Source organism: Cardiobacterium sp., from assembly GCF_057314735.1.
Genome location: NZ_DBHKZK010000018.1, coordinates 1 through 17,252, shown reverse-complemented (window position 1 = coordinate 17,252; position 17,252 = coordinate 1). Strand labels below are relative to the sequence as shown.

The window sequence follows — 17,252 nt, the reverse complement described above, 5'->3', positions numbered from 1 at the left end:
GATTCCACACCACCAACTGAAGCGGTCACGACCACAACCCTGTTTACCGAAACCGAAACCGTACCCGTCGCCCCTCCGCCTGCCGCTGAACCAGCAGATTCCACACCACCAACTGAAGCGGTCACGACCACAACCCTGTTTACCGAAACCGTACCCGTCTCGCCTCCGCCTGCTCCGGCAGAAACCGGGGCATCATCCGTCCCGCCCGAAAAAACCATCAACCCCGACGACATCAACCCGCTCGTCCCCGCCTGGCAACTGCTGCAAGAAGAAATCAGTCCCGCCGTTGCCGCTGCCAGCGCCACCCCTGCCGCCGCGGGCGAAGCCCAAACCGCCGACGGCCCCGCACTCTACACCCAGGCCGAATACGACAAACTCTATCAGCGCTACCAGGAACAAAAAGCACGCGCCGACGCACTGAAAGACAGCTTCTTCGCCTGCGCCGACGTCATGTACGAAATGCTCGCCTACCTCAACGCCAGCCGCCTCTACCACGGCAAAGACGCGGTGATGGCGAGCGACATCAACGGCATCGTCGAAAACAACCCCATCTTGAACGCCATCGCCAACGACCTGCGCCAGACCAGCATCGAATCCGGCATCGGCATCGTCAGCGAACTGCCCGCCTCACAAGAGCACCTGCGCCAGCACGTCATGACCGCCTGGAAAAACCGCATGGCCGAACCCGGCGAACGCGGGCGCATCCACGAACAACTCTTCAGCCACTGCAACATCCCCGACGGCGAAGAACTCTTCTGACCCCACCCGGAGCCGCCATGTACTGGACCGAACTGCTTGTCCTCTTTCACTTCTGCCTCTCTGTCACCATCGCGCTGCGCGTCATCTACTCGCGCCGCACCAGCAGCGCCGCGCTCGCCTGGCTGACCGCGCTCTTTGCCTTCCCCATCCTCGGTGTCATCACCTATCTGCTCATCGGCGAACCCAAACTGGGCCGCGAACGCGCCAAGCGCCACGCCGAACTCCTCGCCTTTCACGACGCCTTTGCCGACCGCTTCCTGCCGCCGCCCTGCGAGCCCGCCAGCGAAACCCGATTCCGCCAGATTGCCCGCCTGATACAGAGCGAGGCGCGCTATGTGCCGACCGGTGGCAACCAGACCCGGCTGCTCGCCGACACCGACGCCATCCTCCGCGCCTTCACCGCCGACATCCACGCGGCGCAACATTGCTGTCTCTTGGCGTTTTACATCGTCGAAGGCAGTGGCCGCGTCGAGGCGGTACTGGAGGCGCTGATGCAGGCGGCGGAACGCGGTGTGCGTTGCCAGTTACTTGCAGACGCGCTCGGCAGCAGCAGCTTTTGGCGTTCACCGTGGCCGCAGCGGCTGCGCGACGCGGGGGTGGAAGTGACCGAAGCCTTGCCGGTCGGCGTGCTGAAAAGCCTGTGGGTACGCAGCGACCTGCGCAACCACCGCAAAATCCTCGTCGTCGATTACCGCATCGCCTACACCGGCAGCTACAACCTCGTCGATCCGCGTCTCTTCAAGCAGAACGCGGGCGTGGGCGAATGGGTCGATGCGGTAATGCGTTGCGAAGGCCCGATTGCGCAAGAGCTGGCGGCGATGTTCTACGGCGACTGGGCGGTAGAAAACGACCACAACCTGAGCGCGACGCTGGAGCGCCTCAACGGCTACGTCGATGAAATGCCGCCGCGCGCGCCCGCAAGCGGTGGCAGCCAGTTGCAAGTGGTACCGTCGCAGCCGGGCGGCGACACCGCACTCGTTTACGACGTCCTCTGCAACGCGCTCAACGTCGCCCAGGAGCGCGTCGTCATCAGCACGCCCTACTTCGTTCCGGACGAAGCGCTGCTGAACACGCTGATTATCACCGCGCGCCGGGGCGTGGAAGTCGTGCTCATCCTGCCGCGCCGCGTCGATTCGCGCCTGGTGCGCTACGCCAGCCGCGCCTACTACCAGCCACTTCTGGACGCAGGCGTGCGCCTGAAAATGTACGGCGGCGGCCTGCTGCACACCAAGGCGGTGGTGATAGACGGGCGCTTTGCCCTCTTCGGCACGGTGAACATGGATATGCGCAGCTTCTACCTCAACCTGGAGCTGAGCCTCGCGGTCTATACGCCGGAGACCGTCGCCGCCATCGGCACGCTGCTGGATGGCTACCTCAAGGACAGCGAAGCGGTATCGCTGAAAAAATGGCAACAACGCCGCCGTGTGCAGCGCTTCATCGAACGCTGCGTGCGCCTGGTAAGTCCGTTGTTGTAAACAGCGGCATTTGCGGGGCGGTTACGCTGTCGCTAACCGCCCCTACGTTTTCTGAAAATGGCCGCCCGGGCAGACACCCCGCCATAACTTCCCGACAAGAAACCCCGCAACAGCGGGGTTCTTGCTATCTGCGGTTCAGCAACAATCCCAGTAAAACCACGCACGTTCAAAGCGGCGAGCGCGCAGGTCGGCGGGGCGGAGGAAAAACATACCGATGCCGCTGTCGCCCCACAAAACTTCCACGCCGCTGTCATGTCCGGCGCTATCGAGCTGGAACAGCAGCACATCGTCGTCGCCCGCATCGCGCGGGTCGTATTGAGTGAAGTACGGGTCGCCGCCGAGGGTGTTGTTTGACTGGTGTTCGTCAAGCAGCTGCTCCAGCTCCCACGCATCCAGCCCGTTTTCGCCCAGCCATTGTGGCTGCTCCGAGCCGTAGTGGCGGGTAAATTCGCCGTTGTCGCGCAGCAGGTAGCGGGTGGTGAGCGGCTGCCAGGCAATGGCGTATTCGCCGTCCACCGGGTGAAACCAGTCCTCTTCGCGCGGCAGGGTAGCGTCAATCACCTGCCAGGCGGGCGGCATCGCGTGGTGGCGCTGCTGCCAAAGCGTGAGGCTGCGCGGCATTTGCAGCGACACAGCGACGCCGAGCTGGTACGGGCTGGCGACCTGCAGCGCGGCGACGCGCGGGCGTTCTTCCTGCCATTGTTGTGTCAGCTCGCCGTGGTTTTCGGCGGCAACGTCGGCATCGAAGGCGGCAAGAAACTGACCGATAACCGCCTGCACTGCCGCCTGTTCCGCCGGGTCACTGTCGGCATTGGCGCGGGCGATGGTGTCCATCAGGGAAGCGCGCATATTTTCGTACCAGTCGGCAAGCTGCCCGCCCGCGTCCTCCCCGCCAGCTTCACGGGCAGCGGCTGTTGCGGGCGCGTCATTTTTCTCCGCCTGCCAGCGCTGTTCGCACGCTTCCATAGCTTCTCTCAGGCGGCGCAGCTTCTCGCGGCTGCGCGCGGTGGCGCGGCGGTTTTCGGCAACAAAGTCCTGCCAAAATAACGGCGGCACGCCATCCATCTGCGGCTGCCATAAATATTCATCGCCGGGCAGTTCTTGCGCTAACGACTCAATGCGGCGCTGGCAGGCGGCAAAGGGCGCGCCATCTGCGGTGAGCGCCGTATGCAGGGCGTCAATACTGCCGATGTGCAATGCTTGCAGTTGGCGGGCAAGTGCCGCTTCTTTGCCATGCCATGCGTTTGCCGCCGCCGTCCACAGGCGGGTAAGGGTATCGTCGCCGATATGCGCGGCCACGGCGGCATGACGCGTCATCCAGGCACGGATTTCCGCAGCCGGGTCTGCCGCCCAGCAAGTTGCGAAGAAACGGGATTGGGCGTCGTAAATGCCTTCTGCCCATTGTGCGGCGCGCGGGTCGGTACTCGCGGCAAGGTATGCGGCGGTCTGCGGGAAAGCGGCGTGCAGGGTTTTGAGGGCGTGGCTAAAACTGAGGGGGGCGAGGTGCGCCAGATGCGCGGGCAGTCCGGCGGCAAAAGCGGTGAGTTCTGCCGTCCAGCGGCGATTCAGGGCGGCATCATCCAGCGCGTGAATGAACAGGTTGGCTTGTTGCAACCACATACGGAAGCCCTCCCACGCGGGCGGGCGCAGCGGGTCGTCCTGTTGTTCCGCCGCGGCGGGCGGTGTTGCTTCAGGTGCGGCGGCTTTGCCGTCGAGAATGTCATACACATACTGCCAGAGTGCCGATACGGCGCCGTCATCGTCATCACCGTTATCGTCGTCATCATCATCACCGCCTGCATCAAGATAGGGAAAGGCAGCGGCGCTAAACAGTGCACGTTGCGCGTCGCGGGTGAGCGACGGCGCGGCGGTGTCGGCGAAGTACACACAGCGGCAGCCGCTGGCGTCGCGCGGGTTGTCGAAATGCGCGCCATAGAGGTCGCTTTGCGGGTCGATATAAAAGGCGAGCAGGCCGCTTTCCGGCAAACCGAGCGCCTGCGCCGCGCCGGGCGGCAGTTCGCCGAGGTTGAACTGCGCCAGCAGCGCCAGCGGTTGCCCGGCGGCATTGCGCGGGTAATCGCGCTCTTCTGGCCAATAGCCGATGCCGCCGATGCGCGAGGCGGTCGCCGCCAAATCGTGCGCCGGATGCAGGCGGTAAGGCAGCGCTGCTTTGCCGCTGGCGCGTACTTGCGCGAGGGCAGCGGGCGAAAGGCGGCTTTGCAGCCATGAGAAGATGGGGTCGGTCATGGGTGTTTTCCTTGAAAGTTAAGGCAACCCCTGCGCGCGGATTGCCAGCGTACCGAACGGGATAATGGTGATGAGCGCGAACAGGTTAAACGCGCCGAGCAGCGCGTAGTGGCCGTTGATGGCGAGACCGAGCAGGCTGTCGTGGCTGGCGGTGACGCCGATAATCAGCACCGGGATGTACAGCGGCACAACGATGAGAAAGCGCAGAAACGTGCCGTGGCTGTGCGCCAGCGTCAGCACCGCGCCGAGTGTGCCAACCAGCAACAGCGGCAGGCTGCCGAGCGCGAGCAGCGCCGCCAGCGCGGGCAATTTTGCCGCCGGGATGTGCAGCATCATCGCGAGCAGCGGCAATACCGTGAGTAGCGGCAGGGTGAAGCGCAGCCAGGCGGCGGCGAGTTTGGCGGCGAGCAGTTGCCACAATTCAGGCAGGTGGATGCGGTCCTGGCTCAGGGTGCCGTCGGCGTAGTCTTCGGCGAAAAGCTGTTCGCTCGCAAGTAGCGCGGCGAGCAAAAGCGCAATCCACAGCGCCGCCGGGGCGATGCGGGCAAGGGCGTCGTTGTCCGCGCCGCTGGCGAGCGGAAAAAGGCAGATGGTGAGGATGAAGAACAGCACGGGTTGCAGCAGGGTGTGCGGGTTGCGCAGGCTGGCGCGCAATTCGCGGCGGATGAGGAGCGGGAGCATGGCAGGCGGGATAGTTATGGAGCGGCGCAGCTTAGCGGCTGCGCAGGTGTAAATCCAGATGCGCTATCATGGCGCGGTTTTTCCGCGTCCCGAAGGAGTAACCATGCGCAAAATCCTCGCCTTTTTTGCCCTCGCCTGCCTGACCCCGGCGCTGGCGGCTGATGACGACTGGGTCGCCCGCCTCAACGCCTGGGCGGACGAATTCCAGATTCCCGCCGACATCCTGCCGCGCGAACGCGATGCCCTGCTCAAGCTGGACGCATTGCATTTATTTCAGAATGATTGGTCAAACAGACCCAAAATCACCTATCTGCCGCCGGAAATCGGCGAACTGCGGCAACTGGAACGTCTCCAGCTGCAAAACAACAGCCTTGCCGAGTTACCCGCCGAAATCACCAACCTGCGGCAACTGTACTTCATTGGGCTTGACGGCAACCGCTTTACCGATTTCCCCACCGTACTCTTTCAACTGCCGCAACTGAGTACCGTCTCGCTAATGGATAACCCGCTCACCCGCCTGCCGCCGGAAATCGGTAAATTTCAGCAACTACGGAGTCTAAATGTCTCTGGTTGCGGGCTGACCGACCTGCCGCCCGGACTGTTTGAGCTGCGCCAACTGGCAGATTTGGATCTCGGCTTCAACCAGCTTGACCACCTGCCGCCGGAAATCGGTAACTTGCAGGAGCTGCTTGAGCTCAGGCTGCACGCCAACCCGCTTACCGCGCTGCCTGCCGAAATCACCCGGCTGAACAAACTGCAACTGCTGCTGATTGACGCGCCCGTCAAACTCACACCGGCACAAAAAAAGTTTGAAAAACAAGTACTCTCCCGCTACCCATCCACCCCTTGAACGACAACCCGCCATGACCCCCAAAATCATCTTCTTCGACATCGACGACACCCTGTTCCGCAAATGGCAGGACTTCATGCCCGAATCCGTGCTGCCCGCCTTCCGCGCCCTGCATCAGGCGGGCGTGCTCACCGCCATTGCAACAGGCCGTAGCCCCTGCGCCCTGCCCGCGAAAATCCGCGCGCTGATTGACACCGTCGGCCTCGACGTACTCGTCGCCATCAACGGCCAGTACAACACCTACCGCGGCGAGGCGATTGCCACCCACCCCATCGACCCCGCCGACATCGCCGAAATCGTCCGCGTCTGCCGCGCCCACGACTGGGATTACGGCTGCACCTCGGAAGAACGCATGGCGCTGTCATCTGACCGCCAGCGCGTGCATGACTCGCTCTACGGCACCGTGCCGTATAGCACCGACCCCGACTACTGGCAGCGCCACCCCGTTTACCAGATGAACGTCTTCATCACCGCCGAAGAAGAAGCGGCGTTTGCCGCCAGCGGCATCCTGCAACGCGGCTACCAGATGATCCGCTGGCACCCGCTCGGCATCGACCTCTTGCACGCCGACGGCAGCAAGGCGCGCGGCATCCGCGCCATCTGCGCCGCACGCGGCATCGACCTCGCGGCGACAATGGCCTTCGGCGACGAACTGAACGACCTCGAAATGTTCAAAACCGTCGGCTTTGGCGTGGCGATGGGCGACGGTCGCGACGAACTGAAAGCGCTCGCGAAGTACATCACCACCCCGCTGGAACAACACGGCGTCTATAACGCCCTTGTCCACCTCGGCATCATCCCCGGCCCGGCATGGACTTAAGACAACAGAATCTGGCAACCGCTACCGCGATTACAACCAATATGCCTCCTCCCCCGTGGGGGAGGGTCGGGGTGGGGGCAGCAAACAACCCACGCCAGCGACAACATTCCCCTTTCCACACACCCGCAAAAACACCCGATGAAAACCCCCAAAATCATCTTCTTCGACATCGACGAAACCCTCTACCGCAAAAGCAGCGACTACCTGCCGGACAGCGTCCCCGCCGCCATCCGCGCCCTGAAAGCGCGCGGCATCATCCCGGCGATTGCAACAGGCCGCTCGCTCGCCGCCCTGCCCGCGAAAATCCGCGCACTCGCCGCCGCCGAGAACATCGAACTGTTCATCACCATCAACGGCCAGTACAACCAGTACCGGGGCGAACCGCTCGCCACCAACCCGATGACCCTCGACGAAATCGAACGCTTCAACGCCCTCTTCGCCCGCCACGGCTGGGACTACACCTACGTCGGCGCCGGACAAATGGCGTCCAACCGCCAAAGCGCGCGCATGGACGACGCCCTCACCGGCATCGGCGACTACATCATTGACCCCGACTACTACCGCCACCAGCCGGTGTACCAATACCTGCTCTACATCGACCCCGCCGAAGAAGCGGCGCTGAACGACAGCGGCGAACTGGGGCGCGACTACCACGCGATGCGCTGGCACCCCTTCTCCGTCGATTTACTGCACGCCGACGGCAGCAAGGCGCGTGGCATCAGGCGCGTCTGCGCAGCGCTCGGCGTACCACTTGCCGAGACGATGGCATTTGGCGACGGCCTGAACGACGTGGAAATGTTCAAAACCGTCGGCTTCGGCGTGGCAATGGGCGACGCCGTACCCGAACTGCGCGCGCTTGCGCAATACCAGACCGGCACCGTCGAAGAAGACGGCATCTATAACGCGCTGCAACAGCTCGGTATCATTGCCTAAATTCACCCTCCCCTGCAGGGCGAAGCCCGCAGCGGGGGAGGGACGGGGAGGGGGTAAGCCATATCGCTCACCAATCACCACTTCATTTTTTACACTTATCGCTCGCGCCCATCCCCAGCCCTCCCCCGTAGGAGGAACCCAAACACAAAACCCAAGGAACCCGCATGAAAAAAACCCTCACACTCCTCGCCTTCGCCCTGCTGCTCACCGCCTGCGGCGACGACAAAGCCAAAGCGCCCGCCGAACCCGTCGCCGCCATACCCGCCGACGCACGCGACTACTTCAACCAGATGGGCGTGACCGACACCGGCGGCAGCAAAGGCCAAGTACAACGCAGCGACAGCGGCGAAGTTATCTGGTTTGACAGCGTGCGCACCACCCTCACCTACCTGCGCCTGCCGGAAACCGCCAACCAGCCGCTTGCCGCCTGGGTCAGCACGCACGACAGCCCGGCGCACTGGCTTGCCGTCAAGGACGCCTGGCTGGTACAAACCCCGGAAGCGCCGCAACTCATCGGCAAGGACGACTACCTCCCCTTCGCCGAAAAAGCCGCCGCCGAAAAATTCGCGGGCGAGCACCAGGGCAAAGTGCTGCGCGCGGACGACATCAGCGACAGCGACCTGCAACTATGACTATGAAACCCCTGCTGCTCCTCCTCTGCCCGGCGCTTGCCCTCGCCCACCCGCACCAGTGGATTGACCTGCGCATCACCCCGGAAACCGACGCCAGCGGCGCGCTCACCGCGCTGCGCGAAAGCTGGGAATTTGACCCCTACAGCTCCGAAATCCTGCTGGAGCGCAACCAGGACGCGGCCGCGCTGGCGCAGTTCAAAAAAGACCTTGACCAGTTCTTTGCCGACCAGCACGGCTTCACCTACAGCCAGACCCTTGCCTTCGCCGCGCCGCGCGACACCGCCATTGACACCGGCGGCGGCATCCTGCGCTACCACTACACTCTGCCGCTGAAAACCCCGGCGCGCGGCAAAATAACCTTCAAAATCTACGAGAACAGCTACTACATGGACGTCACCTACGCCCTCGACCAGCCCAAACAATGGGATAACGGCTGCCGTCTCACCGTGCGCGAGGCAAACCCCACCGCCGAAGAAGAAGAGCTGGCCGCCAGCTTCGACCAGAACGCGCAGGCACCGACCGGCCTTGGTGCCGTCTTCGCGCAAACCTCGGAGCTGCAATGCGGCGCATGAAATACCGCATCGCCCAACAACCGCCGCCCGCAAGCGGCGCGCACAACGATTCCCCCCTCCCCCCGTGGGGGAGGGGTTGGGGGTGGGGTTCGCCCGCACACCCCGCTGCCGAACCGTCCGCCAACCTCAAAACACGGCCGCACCGCCCGCTTATCCGCCGCTACCTGCCCGCCCTCATTCTCACCGCCCTGCTCGTCCTCGCTGCCCTCTACTGGCAACCGCTGCGCCTTGCCGCGCAACGCCTGCAAAACGGCTGGCAACGCGACCTTGCCGCGCAACTGCAAACCCTGCGCCAGCACGGCGACAGCGCCGCCACCTGGCTCACCCTCTGCGGCCTCGGCTTCCTCTACGGCATCCTGCACGCGATAGGCCCCGGTCACGGCAAAGCCATCATCGCTACCTTCACCCTGAGCCAACCCGCCGCACGGCGGCAAACGCTCGCTATCGCCATTGGCGGCGCGCTGCTACAAGGCGTGAGCGCCATCTTCTGGGTAGCATTGGCAATGGGACTGCTGCACCTGCTCATCGCTGACACCGTCAATCACGCCCTGTGGCTGAACCACCTCAACGCCCTGCTTGTCGCCGCCATCGGTGCCTACATCATCTGGCGCCACCGCCCGCACCGCCACCACGCCCATTGCGCCTGCCACCCGCACGGCGCGCGCCCGCTGACACCGTGGGCGGCGATTATCGCCATCGGCATCCGCCCGTGCAGCGGCGCGGTGATGAGCCTCGCCGTCGCCTGGAGCTGGGGCATCGCCGCCGCCGGCATCGCCATGACCCTGGCGATGGCCTGCGGTACCGCGCTCACCATTACCGCCATCGCCCTGCTCTGCCATCACGGCAAACAGCACCTCGCCCGCCGCCTGTTGCGCGACGAAGCCCGCTTCGCCCGGCTGAGCCAAACGCTGGCGCTCGCGGGCGGCATCATCCTCATTGCCCTCGCCGCGCTGCTCTGGCAAACAGACAACAGCGCCCTGCCCTCCCCCGCCAACCCTGTCGGACTCCCCCGCTAACCATAAGGAAAACCAACCATGACCCACCGCATCCACAACTTTTGCGCCGGCCCCTGCACCCTGCCGCTCACCGTACTGGAAGAAGCGCGCGCCGAACTGACCGACTTCCAGGGCTGCGGCATGTCCGTGCTGGAAATCAGCCACCGCAGCGCCCGCTTCGAAGCACTGCATAACGAAACCCTCGCCCTTGCCAGCCGCCTCATCGGCGCGCCGGACGACTTCCAGGCACTGCTCCTGCCCGGCGGCGCACACCAACAATTCGACATGATTCCGCTCAACCTGCTCGCCGACGGCGGCAGCGCCGCCTACATCGACAGCGGCGTCTGGGCGGACAAAGCGCTGAAAGAAGCCGAGCGCGTCGGCCAAGCGCAAGCCATCTGGAGCGGGCGCGACGGCGGCTACACCACCCTGCCGGACAGCCTGCCCGCCCTGCCCGCCGACTGCCGCTACCTCTACCTCACCAGCAACGAAACCGTAAACGGCATCCAGTACCGCAGCTATCCCGAAGCCGCCGCGCCGCTGGTGATTGACGCCTCCTCTGACTACTACACCCGCAACGACATCCCGTGGGCGCGCAGCGCCATCGTCTATGGCGGCGTACAAAAAAACCTCGCCCCGGCAGGCATCGCCCTCGTCTTTGTCCGCCGCGACCTGCTCGAAGACCACCCGCGCGTGCCGCGTTTCCTCACCTACGCCGCGCACGCCGCCGCCAACAGCCTCTACAACACCCCGCCCACCTGGCAAATCTACCTGCTGCACAAAGTCATGCAGTGGATTGAAAGCAAAGGCGGCGTCATTCACTTTGACCGCGCCAGCCAGGAAAAATCCGCGCTGCTCTACCAATACCTCGACCAAAGCGACTACTACAGCAACACCATCGCGCCGCAGTACCGCTCGCGCACCAACATCGTCTTCCGCACCCGCAGCGCCGAACTCGATACCCGCTTCTGGCAGGAAGCGGAAAAGAACGGCCTCTCCGGTCTCAAAGGCCACAAAATCGTCGGCGGCATCCGCGCCAGCCTCTACAACGCGCTCGACATCCGCGCCGTGCACGCGCTGATTGACTACATGGACGCCTTCGCGGCGGCAAACCGCTGAATAATAGCGCCCTTCCCCTATGGTGTATTGACAATTGAATCCCCCTCCCCTGCAGGGCGAAGCCCGCAGCGGGGGAGGGTTGGGGAGGGGGTGAGCGGTATTATTGATGACCCAAGATTCCGGTTTTTCACATTTGCCGCCCTCACCCCAACCCCTCTCTCGCTTCGCGAGCTGTCCCAGTCCCATAGGGAGAAGGCTCGTTCGCCGAATTGTCAACACGCTCTAAACCGAGAGACAAAATGACCACCCTGCACATCACCCCCTGCGAACCCGCCGACTGCGACGCCATCGATCGCCTGACCGCCCGCGCCTACGCACCGGGCGGTTTTGCCGCAGACGACCCCTACTTCATTGAAATCCTGAACGTCGCCCAACGCGCGCAACAGGCGCTGGTACTCGTCGCGCGACAAAACGGCGTGCCGGTCGGCACCCTCACCTGCGCCCTGCCCGGCAGCCGTTGGCAAGAAATTGCCCGTGTAAACGAAGCCGAACTGCGCATCCTCGCCGTTACGCCGGAACAGCAGCGGCAAGGCATCGGCAGCGCCCTCATCCGTGCCAGCACCGAATACGCCCGCCATGCCGGATGCACCGCCCTCGTCCTCTCCAGCGCCGCCTGGATGACCGCCGCGCACCGCCTCTACCAACGCCTCGGCTTCCGCCACACCCCGGAACGCGACTGGCAACCGCGCGCCGATGTCCATCTCACCACCTACCGTCTGGAACTGACGCCATGAACCCCTACGAATACCTCCGCCCCCTCCTCTTCCGCCTCGACCCCGAACGCGCCCACAACTGCATCCTCGCCCTGCTGGCGCGAATGCCCGCCCTGATGGCGCGCTACCGCGGCGACAAGCCTGTTGAACTCATGGGATTGACCTTCCCCAACCGCCTCGGCCTCGCCGCCGGGCTGCGCGAGCCGTTCCAGTCCTTCTGGGAACAAGTATTTGCTCGCGCAGCGAGAAAGGGGCTTATCCGCCGAATTGTAAACACGCCCTAATCGCGCAACCCGTAGGCGGAGCCTGTCGCCCTACACCTGCCGCTTGGAACTGCCCCGTGGCACATTCCGGCAACCACAAAAAACCGCCCTTCGGGGCGGTTTCTGCATGGGTGCGTGAGCAGTACTTACTCTTTTACCAGCGTAATCACCACGGTGGTGTCATCGGCGCCCGCTTCGGCAGCGATGAAGTTTTTCCCGTTGAACAGCAGCGTGTCGCCCGCTTGCAGTTCGTGTTTTTCGCTGTCGTTCAGGATGACGGTGATTTTGCCGCTCATCACGCTGAAGACGATGTCTTCGCCCTCGTGGTTGTGCTTGTCGATTTTCTCGCCGTTTTTCAGCGTCTTGCGTACCACGGCGCCGTGGTTGTTGCTAAAGACTTTGCCCTGGTCGGTGAGCACTTTGCCCGCAGGCGCATCGGCGGCGAAGGCGGGCAGAGTCAGGGCGATGAGGGCGGCTGTCAGCAGGGTTTTCATGGAGCTTCTCCGATTGTGAATGGAGCGCTGACTATAGCGCCCCCGCCGCTGTCGTGCAAATGCGATTTCTTCTCAAGTTATGACTTTTGGTTATGCCGCAACGCCCCGCCAATGCACGCTTTTTATGCTATCATCGCGCGGTTTTTCCCCGGCGTCACGGCGCGGTTTTTCCAGAAATCAAGGCTCTGTTTTCATGCTCACCTTCCCCGAATTTAATCCCTATATTTTCAAACTCGGCCCGGTGCATCCGACCTGGTACGGGCTGATGTATGTCATCGGTTTCGGCTGCGCCTATCTGCTCGGCGTGCAGCGCACGAAATCCAATCCGGCGTGGTCGAAGGAGGATGTCAGCGACCTGATGACGTATTTGATGCTCGGCGTGGTGCTGGGCGGACGTATCGGTTATGTGCTGTTTTATGGCATGGGCTACTGGGCGCAGGATTTGTTGTATCCGTTCAAGATTTGGGAAGGCGGGATGTCTTTCCACGGCGGCCTGCTCGGCGTGATGTTTGCGCTGTGGCTGTTTGGCCGCAAGAAGGGCAAGCGTTTTTGGGACGTCAATGACTACGTCGCGCCGATGATTCCGCCGGGGCTGTTCTTTGGCCGCATCGGCAATTTCATCAATGGCGAGCTGTGGGGTCGCCCGACCGATGTGCCGTGGGGCATGGTCTTCCCCGGTACGCACGACGGTATTCCGCGCCACCCGTCGCAGCTTTATGAGGCGGGGCTGGAAGGCATCGTCCTCTTTCTCGCCATCTGGTTTTATTCCGCCAAACCGCGCCGCAGCGGCCAAGTCTCCGGGCTGTTCCTCATTCTTTACGGCGTCTTCCGCTCGCTGGTGGAGCTGGTGCGCCAGCCGGACGGTCAGGTCAATTTCCTCATCGGCGAAATCACCATGGGACAGGCGCTCAGCCTGCCGATGATTCTCCTCGGTCTCTGGCTGATGCTGCGACGGGGGCCGCGTGCAGACGTATCTTGAGCTGCTGCGCCACATCCTCGCGCACGGCACGCCGAAAAGCGACCGCACCGGCACCGGCACCCGCGCCATCTTCGGCTACCAGATGCGCTTTGACCTCGCCCGTGGTTTTCCGCTGCTGACCACCAAGCGGGTGCATTTCAAATCCGTCGCCTATGAACTGCTGTGGTTTTTGCGCGGCGACACCAACGTCCGCTGGTTGCAGCAACACGGCGTTTCCATTTGGGACGAATGGGCGGACGAGAACGGCGACCTCGGCCCCATCTACGGCAAGCAATGGCGCGACTGGGGCGGGCATGACCAAATCGCGCAGGTGCTGCAAACCCTGCTCGATGAACCTGATTCGCGCCGCATGATAGTCTCCGCCTGGAACGTCGGCGAACTGGCGCAGATGGCGCTCGCCCCCTGCCACGCGCTGTTTCAGTTTTACGTCGCGGGCGGCCGCCTCTCCTGCCAACTCTACCAGCGCTCGGCGGACGTCTTCCTCGGCGTACCGTTCAACATCGCCAGTTACGCCCTGCTCATTCACATGATGGCGCAACAGGCCGGTTTACAGCCGGGCGAACTGGTGTGGACGGGCGGCGACGTTCATCTCTATAACAACCACCTCACCCAGGCCGAAACCCAGCTCACCCGCACCCCTTTCCCGCTGCCCACGCTACAACTGCGCCCGGCGCCCGCCATTGACGCCTACCAGTACAGCGACATCACCCTGACCGATTACCAAAGCCACCCGGCCATTCCCGCGCCGGTGGCCGTCTAACCCCTACCGGAGACACCCCTTGCTGCGCCTCATCCGAAACACCTTCTACTTCCTGATCATCATCGGCGTCTTTGGCTGCGTCCTGCTGTTCATGTACGCGCTCAAGCTGGAAAAAGAATACCACCTCGACGACCGCACCCTGGACGGCGCACTGTGGAGCGTCCCGGCGCGCGTCTATGCCCGCCCGCTCGAACTCTACCGTGGCGCGACCCTGACCGCAGACGATCTGGTCAACGAACTGCGCCTGCTGGATTACCGCGAAACCGCCAACCTCAACGACGTCAAACAGTTCCACCGCGACGGCGACACCGTCGAATACTACGCCCAGCCCTTTGCCTTCTGGGACGGCGCCCGCCCGGCGCGGAAAATGCAGGTGCGCTTCGACAAGGACAAAATCACCGACGTACAAAACCTCACCACCCTCGAAGAAGAAGTACTGGAGCGCCTTGACCCGGTACGCATCGCCAGCATCTACCCCGCGCACAAACAGGACCGGGTACTGGTCAACCTCGAAGACGTGCCGCCGGTGCTGGTGGACAGCCTGATCGCCATCGAAGACAAAAACTTCTGGAAACACCCCGGCGTTGACCCGCGCGGCCTCGCCCGCTCCATCTACGTCACCTACATCCAAAAATCCGGCAAACAGGGCGCGAGTACCCTCACCCAACAATTCATCAAAAACCACTACCTGAGCAGCGAGCAGACCGTATCGCGCAAACTCAAAGAAATGCTGATGGCGCTCGTAATCGAATACCACAACGACAAAAAAACCATCCTCGAAGGCTACCTTAACGAAATCTACCTCGGCCAGGACGGCCAGCGCGCCATCCACGGCTTTGGTCTGGCGAGCGAATACTACTTCAACAAAGACCTCAAAGACCTCGGCCTGCACGAAATCGCGATGCTGATTGCGCTGGTGCGCGAGCCCGGTAACGCCGACCCGCGCCGCTTCCCCGACAAGGCACTGGAACGGCGCAACATGATGCTTGATCTCATGCAACAAAACGGCCTCATCAGCGAAGCCGACAAAAAACTCGCACAAAGCCTGCCGCTGGACGTGGTGGACGTTGAAACCCAGCGCGACCGCGTCCGCTTCCCCGCCTTTGTTGACCTCGTTTACCAACAACTGGGAGAACACTACAAACCCGAAGACCTCACCAAAGACGGCCTCAACATCTTCACCACCCTCGACCCGCAAATCCAGCAAAAAACCCAAAAAGCCCTCTCCGGCGCGCTGCCGACGCTGGAAAAACGCAACGGCCTCAAGGGCAACTTCCTGCAAAGCGCCGCCGTCGTCGTCAACACCAGCAACGCCGAAGTGCTGGCCGTCGTCGGCTCCAGGGTCGCCAACGAACAGGGCTACAACCGCGCCCTCTCCTCGCAGCGCAACATCGGCTCCGTCGTCAAACCGATGGTGTACCTCGCCGCGGTCGAATACCCGCAAATCTACACGCTGGCCACCCCGCTTGACGACAGCCCGCTCAACTACAAACAGGGCACAACCACCTGGTCGCCAAAAAACTACGACAAACGCAACCACGGCAAAGTCACCCTGCAAGAATCCCTCATCCGCTCCTACAACATCCCGACCGCCCGCCTCGCCCTCGATGTCGGCATCAAGGACGTCACCGGCACCCTGCAACGCCTCGGCGCGCGCGAAGGCCTGCCGAACTACCCCGCCGTCTCGCTCGGCGCAGTCAGCATGAACGCCTTTGAAGTCGCGCAAATCTACGAAACCTTCGCCAGCGGCGGCTACCTCATCCCGCTGCGCTCCATCCGCGAAATCACCACCCAAGACGGCACCGTCATCAGCCGCTTCGACCTCAAGGCGGTCAAGGCGATCGAGCCGGGGCCGCACTACCTCATCGTCTCCACCATGCAGGAAATCCCGCGCCGGGGGACGGCGACCGCGCTCAAAGAAAAAATCAGCCCCAGCCTCAACATCGCCGCCAAAACCGGCACCACCGACAGCTACCGCGATAGCTGGTTTGCGGGATTCTCCGGCAACCTGCTCTCCGTCGTCTGGGTTGGCAACGACCAGAACAAAATCACCAAACTCACCGGTGGCACCGGCGCCATGCGCGTCTGGATGGACATCATGAAAAACCTGCCGAACGAACCGCTCGAGCTGAAAAAACCCGACGGCATCGTCACCCGCATGGTGGACAAATACAGCGGCGCCCTCGCCGGACAAGGCTGCGCCGGTCGCGCCGCCGAATACGCCTTCATCGCCGGCTCCGAGCCGACCTACTACCAAAGCTGCGCCGCGCCCAAACCGGCCGCGCGCGATGACGACGACGAAGGCGGCGGCGGTACCGGCGTCTTTGACAACAGCGGCGGCCTGCAATGGGAACAACCCGCAGGCGGCGGTGGCGGCCGCAGCAGTGGCCAGCCCGTCAGCGGCTGGGGACAGGGCGGCGGCGGCAGCACCGGCCAACCCGTCTCCGGCTGGGGACCGGGCAACTGACCCACACAAAACGCCGGAAAACCGGCGTTTTTCATGGACGCACCTGGGCCGTTTGCCATTTGAACCCCTTCTCCGTGGGGGACTGGAGCAGCTCGCACGAAGTGCGACAAATCTTTGCTCGCGAAGCGAGAGAAAGGGCTGGGGTGAGGGCAGCAAACATGAAAAACAAACCTCAATTTACAAAGAACACCGCTCACACCACCCTAGGCGCTGTTTACAATTGGCCATAACATAATGATTTCATTAGCAGGTTTGGTTAAGGCCTGTTTACCATTCAGCCGTAAACACGCCCAATCCAATGCGGTTGCGTCGCGACGATTTTGTGAGCTACATCATTAGTTTGTAGGGTGTGTGCCGCAGGCACGCACGCGTTTGCCGATGTCAAATGTCCGCGTGCGTGTCGGCTACGCCGCCACACACCCTACGCACGGAACCCGCCCGCTGCGGGTTTCGCCCTGCGGGAGAGGGAGGTCTAAATTGTAAACAGCCCTTA

The 17,252-nt window shown here is 63.0% G+C and carries 17 protein-coding genes; 14 read left to right on the top strand and 3 right to left on the bottom strand.

Translation table 11 applies throughout. The features are described 5' to 3' along the window. A partial coding sequence (locus ACO54Z_RS02055; RefSeq protein ID WP_485995521.1) for a hypothetical protein occupies positions 1-759 on the top strand: 759 nt, incomplete at its 5' end. Between the two features lie 17 nt (positions 760-776). Then, entirely contained in the window at positions 777-2,234 is a 1,458-nt protein-coding gene (cls, locus tag ACO54Z_RS02050; protein ID WP_485995520.1) for a cardiolipin synthase, read from the top strand. Positions 2,235-2,369: 135 nt separating this feature from the next. On the opposite strand, the gene ACO54Z_RS02045 is transcribed toward cls, so the two are convergent. Next, the gene (locus ACO54Z_RS02045; protein ID WP_485995519.1) at positions 2,370-4,481 is read right to left on the bottom strand and encodes a DUF1963 domain-containing protein; all 2,112 of its coding nucleotides are present in this window, start codon (positions 4,479-4,481) and stop codon (positions 2,370-2,372) included. An 18-nt stretch (positions 4,482-4,499) separates the two neighbouring features. Next, on the bottom strand, positions 4,500-5,162 hold the full coding sequence (locus ACO54Z_RS02040; RefSeq protein ID WP_485995518.1) for a heme exporter protein CcmB: 663 nt from the start codon (positions 5,160-5,162) through the stop codon (positions 4,500-4,502). A 103-nt stretch (positions 5,163-5,265) separates the two neighbouring features. Between ACO54Z_RS02040 and ACO54Z_RS02035 the strand changes: the two genes are divergently transcribed. The 9 genes from ACO54Z_RS02035 to ACO54Z_RS01995 all read left to right on the top strand — a co-directional run bounded on the left by ACO54Z_RS02035 (position 5,266) and on the right by ACO54Z_RS01995 (position 12,080). After that, a complete protein-coding gene (locus ACO54Z_RS02035; RefSeq protein WP_485995517.1) occupies positions 5,266-6,012 on the top strand; it encodes a leucine-rich repeat domain-containing protein in 747 nt (248 codons plus the stop codon). 13 nt (positions 6,013-6,025) lie between these two features. Continuing rightward, on the top strand, positions 6,026-6,832 hold the full coding sequence (locus ACO54Z_RS02030; protein WP_485995516.1) for a Cof-type HAD-IIB family hydrolase: 807 nt from the start codon (positions 6,026-6,028) through the stop codon (positions 6,830-6,832). A gap of 138 nt (positions 6,833-6,970) precedes the next feature. Next, positions 6,971-7,765 carry a Cof-type HAD-IIB family hydrolase gene (locus ACO54Z_RS02025; protein ID WP_485995515.1) on the top strand — a complete coding sequence of 265 codons (795 nt, stop codon included), beginning with the start codon at positions 6,971-6,973 and terminating at the stop codon, positions 7,763-7,765. Positions 7,766-7,929: 164 nt separating this feature from the next. Then, the gene (locus ACO54Z_RS02020; RefSeq protein WP_485995514.1) at positions 7,930-8,397 is read left to right on the top strand and encodes a nitrous oxide reductase accessory protein NosL; all 468 of its coding nucleotides are present in this window, start codon (positions 7,930-7,932) and stop codon (positions 8,395-8,397) included. 2 nt (positions 8,398-8,399) lie between these two features. Beyond that, positions 8,400-8,969: a DUF1007 family protein gene (locus ACO54Z_RS02015; protein ID WP_485995513.1), complete on the top strand. Its 570-nt coding sequence runs from the start codon at positions 8,400-8,402 to the stop codon at positions 8,967-8,969. After that, the gene (locus ACO54Z_RS02010; protein WP_485995512.1) at positions 8,966-9,985 is read left to right on the top strand and encodes a nickel/cobalt transporter; all 1,020 of its coding nucleotides are present in this window, start codon (positions 8,966-8,968) and stop codon (positions 9,983-9,985) included. The genes ACO54Z_RS02015 and ACO54Z_RS02010 overlap by 4 nt, the downstream gene beginning before the upstream one ends. 18 nt (positions 9,986-10,003) lie before the next feature. After that, positions 10,004-11,083, top strand: coding sequence for a 3-phosphoserine/phosphohydroxythreonine transaminase (serC, locus tag ACO54Z_RS02005; RefSeq protein WP_485995511.1), 1,080 nt, complete (start codon positions 10,004-10,006; stop codon positions 11,081-11,083). A 239-nt stretch (positions 11,084-11,322) separates the two neighbouring features. Beyond that, positions 11,323-11,817 (top strand): GNAT family N-acetyltransferase, encoded by a 495-nt coding sequence (locus ACO54Z_RS02000; protein ID WP_485995510.1) that lies wholly within the window; start codon positions 11,323-11,325, stop codon positions 11,815-11,817. Continuing rightward, positions 11,814-12,080 carry a hypothetical protein gene (locus tag ACO54Z_RS01995; RefSeq protein ID WP_485995509.1) on the top strand — a complete coding sequence of 89 codons (267 nt, stop codon included), beginning with the start codon at positions 11,814-11,816 and terminating at the stop codon, positions 12,078-12,080. The genes ACO54Z_RS02000 and ACO54Z_RS01995 overlap by 4 nt, the downstream gene beginning before the upstream one ends. Positions 12,081-12,205: 125 nt before the next feature. On the opposite strand, the gene ACO54Z_RS01990 is transcribed toward ACO54Z_RS01995, so the two are convergent. After that, complete coding sequence (locus ACO54Z_RS01990; RefSeq protein WP_485995508.1) at positions 12,206-12,553, bottom strand: cupin domain-containing protein; 348 nt, start codon at positions 12,551-12,553, stop codon at positions 12,206-12,208. A gap of 193 nt (positions 12,554-12,746) precedes the next feature. Between ACO54Z_RS01990 and lgt the strand changes: the two genes are divergently transcribed. The 3 genes from lgt to mrcB are packed head-to-tail and all read left to right on the top strand — an operon-like array spanning position 12,747 to position 16,759. Then, entirely contained in the window at positions 12,747-13,532 is a 786-nt protein-coding gene (gene lgt, locus ACO54Z_RS01985) for a prolipoprotein diacylglyceryl transferase (protein ID WP_485995507.1), read from the top strand. Beyond that, the gene (locus ACO54Z_RS01980; protein ID WP_485995506.1) at positions 13,516-14,292 is read left to right on the top strand and encodes a thymidylate synthase; all 777 of its coding nucleotides are present in this window, start codon (positions 13,516-13,518) and stop codon (positions 14,290-14,292) included. Before lgt ends, ACO54Z_RS01980 begins: the two co-directional genes overlap by 17 nt. A 19-nt stretch (positions 14,293-14,311) precedes the next feature. After that, a complete protein-coding gene (gene mrcB, locus ACO54Z_RS01975) occupies positions 14,312-16,759 on the top strand; it encodes a penicillin-binding protein 1B (protein WP_485995505.1) in 2,448 nt (815 codons plus the stop codon). Positions 16,760-17,252: the final 493 nt, after the last annotated feature.

Excerpts from the sequence above, each read along its gene's own strand:
- ACO54Z_RS02010 (WP_485995512.1), top strand. The coding sequence starts at position 8,966 with ATGAAATACCGCATCGCCCAACAACCGCCGCCCGCAAGCGGCGCGCAC.
- ACO54Z_RS02015 (WP_485995513.1), top strand. The coding sequence starts at position 8,400 with ATGAAACCCCTGCTGCTCCTCCTCTGCCCGGCGCTTGCCCTCGCCCAC.
- lgt (WP_485995507.1), top strand. The coding sequence starts at position 12,747 with ATGCTCACCTTCCCCGAATTTAATCCCTATATTTTCAAACTCGGCCCG.
- ACO54Z_RS02040 (WP_485995518.1), bottom strand. The coding sequence starts at position 5,162 with ATGCTCCCGCTCCTCATCCGCCGCGAATTGCGCGCCAGCCTGCGCAAC.
- ACO54Z_RS01995 (WP_485995509.1), top strand. The coding sequence starts at position 11,814 with ATGAACCCCTACGAATACCTCCGCCCCCTCCTCTTCCGCCTCGACCCC.
- ACO54Z_RS02035 (WP_485995517.1), top strand. The coding sequence starts at position 5,266 with ATGCGCAAAATCCTCGCCTTTTTTGCCCTCGCCTGCCTGACCCCGGCG.
- ACO54Z_RS02020 (WP_485995514.1), top strand. The coding sequence starts at position 7,930 with ATGAAAAAAACCCTCACACTCCTCGCCTTCGCCCTGCTGCTCACCGCC.
- ACO54Z_RS02025 (WP_485995515.1), top strand. The coding sequence starts at position 6,971 with ATGAAAACCCCCAAAATCATCTTCTTCGACATCGACGAAACCCTCTAC.
- serC (WP_485995511.1), top strand. The coding sequence starts at position 10,004 with ATGACCCACCGCATCCACAACTTTTGCGCCGGCCCCTGCACCCTGCCG.
- ACO54Z_RS02000 (WP_485995510.1), top strand. The coding sequence starts at position 11,323 with ATGACCACCCTGCACATCACCCCCTGCGAACCCGCCGACTGCGACGCC.
- ACO54Z_RS01990 (WP_485995508.1), bottom strand. The coding sequence starts at position 12,553 with ATGAAAACCCTGCTGACAGCCGCCCTCATCGCCCTGACTCTGCCCGCC.
- ACO54Z_RS02030 (WP_485995516.1), top strand. The coding sequence starts at position 6,026 with ATGACCCCCAAAATCATCTTCTTCGACATCGACGACACCCTGTTCCGC.
- cls (WP_485995520.1), top strand. The coding sequence starts at position 777 with ATGTACTGGACCGAACTGCTTGTCCTCTTTCACTTCTGCCTCTCTGTC.
- ACO54Z_RS02045 (WP_485995519.1), bottom strand. The coding sequence starts at position 4,481 with ATGACCGACCCCATCTTCTCATGGCTGCAAAGCCGCCTTTCGCCCGCT.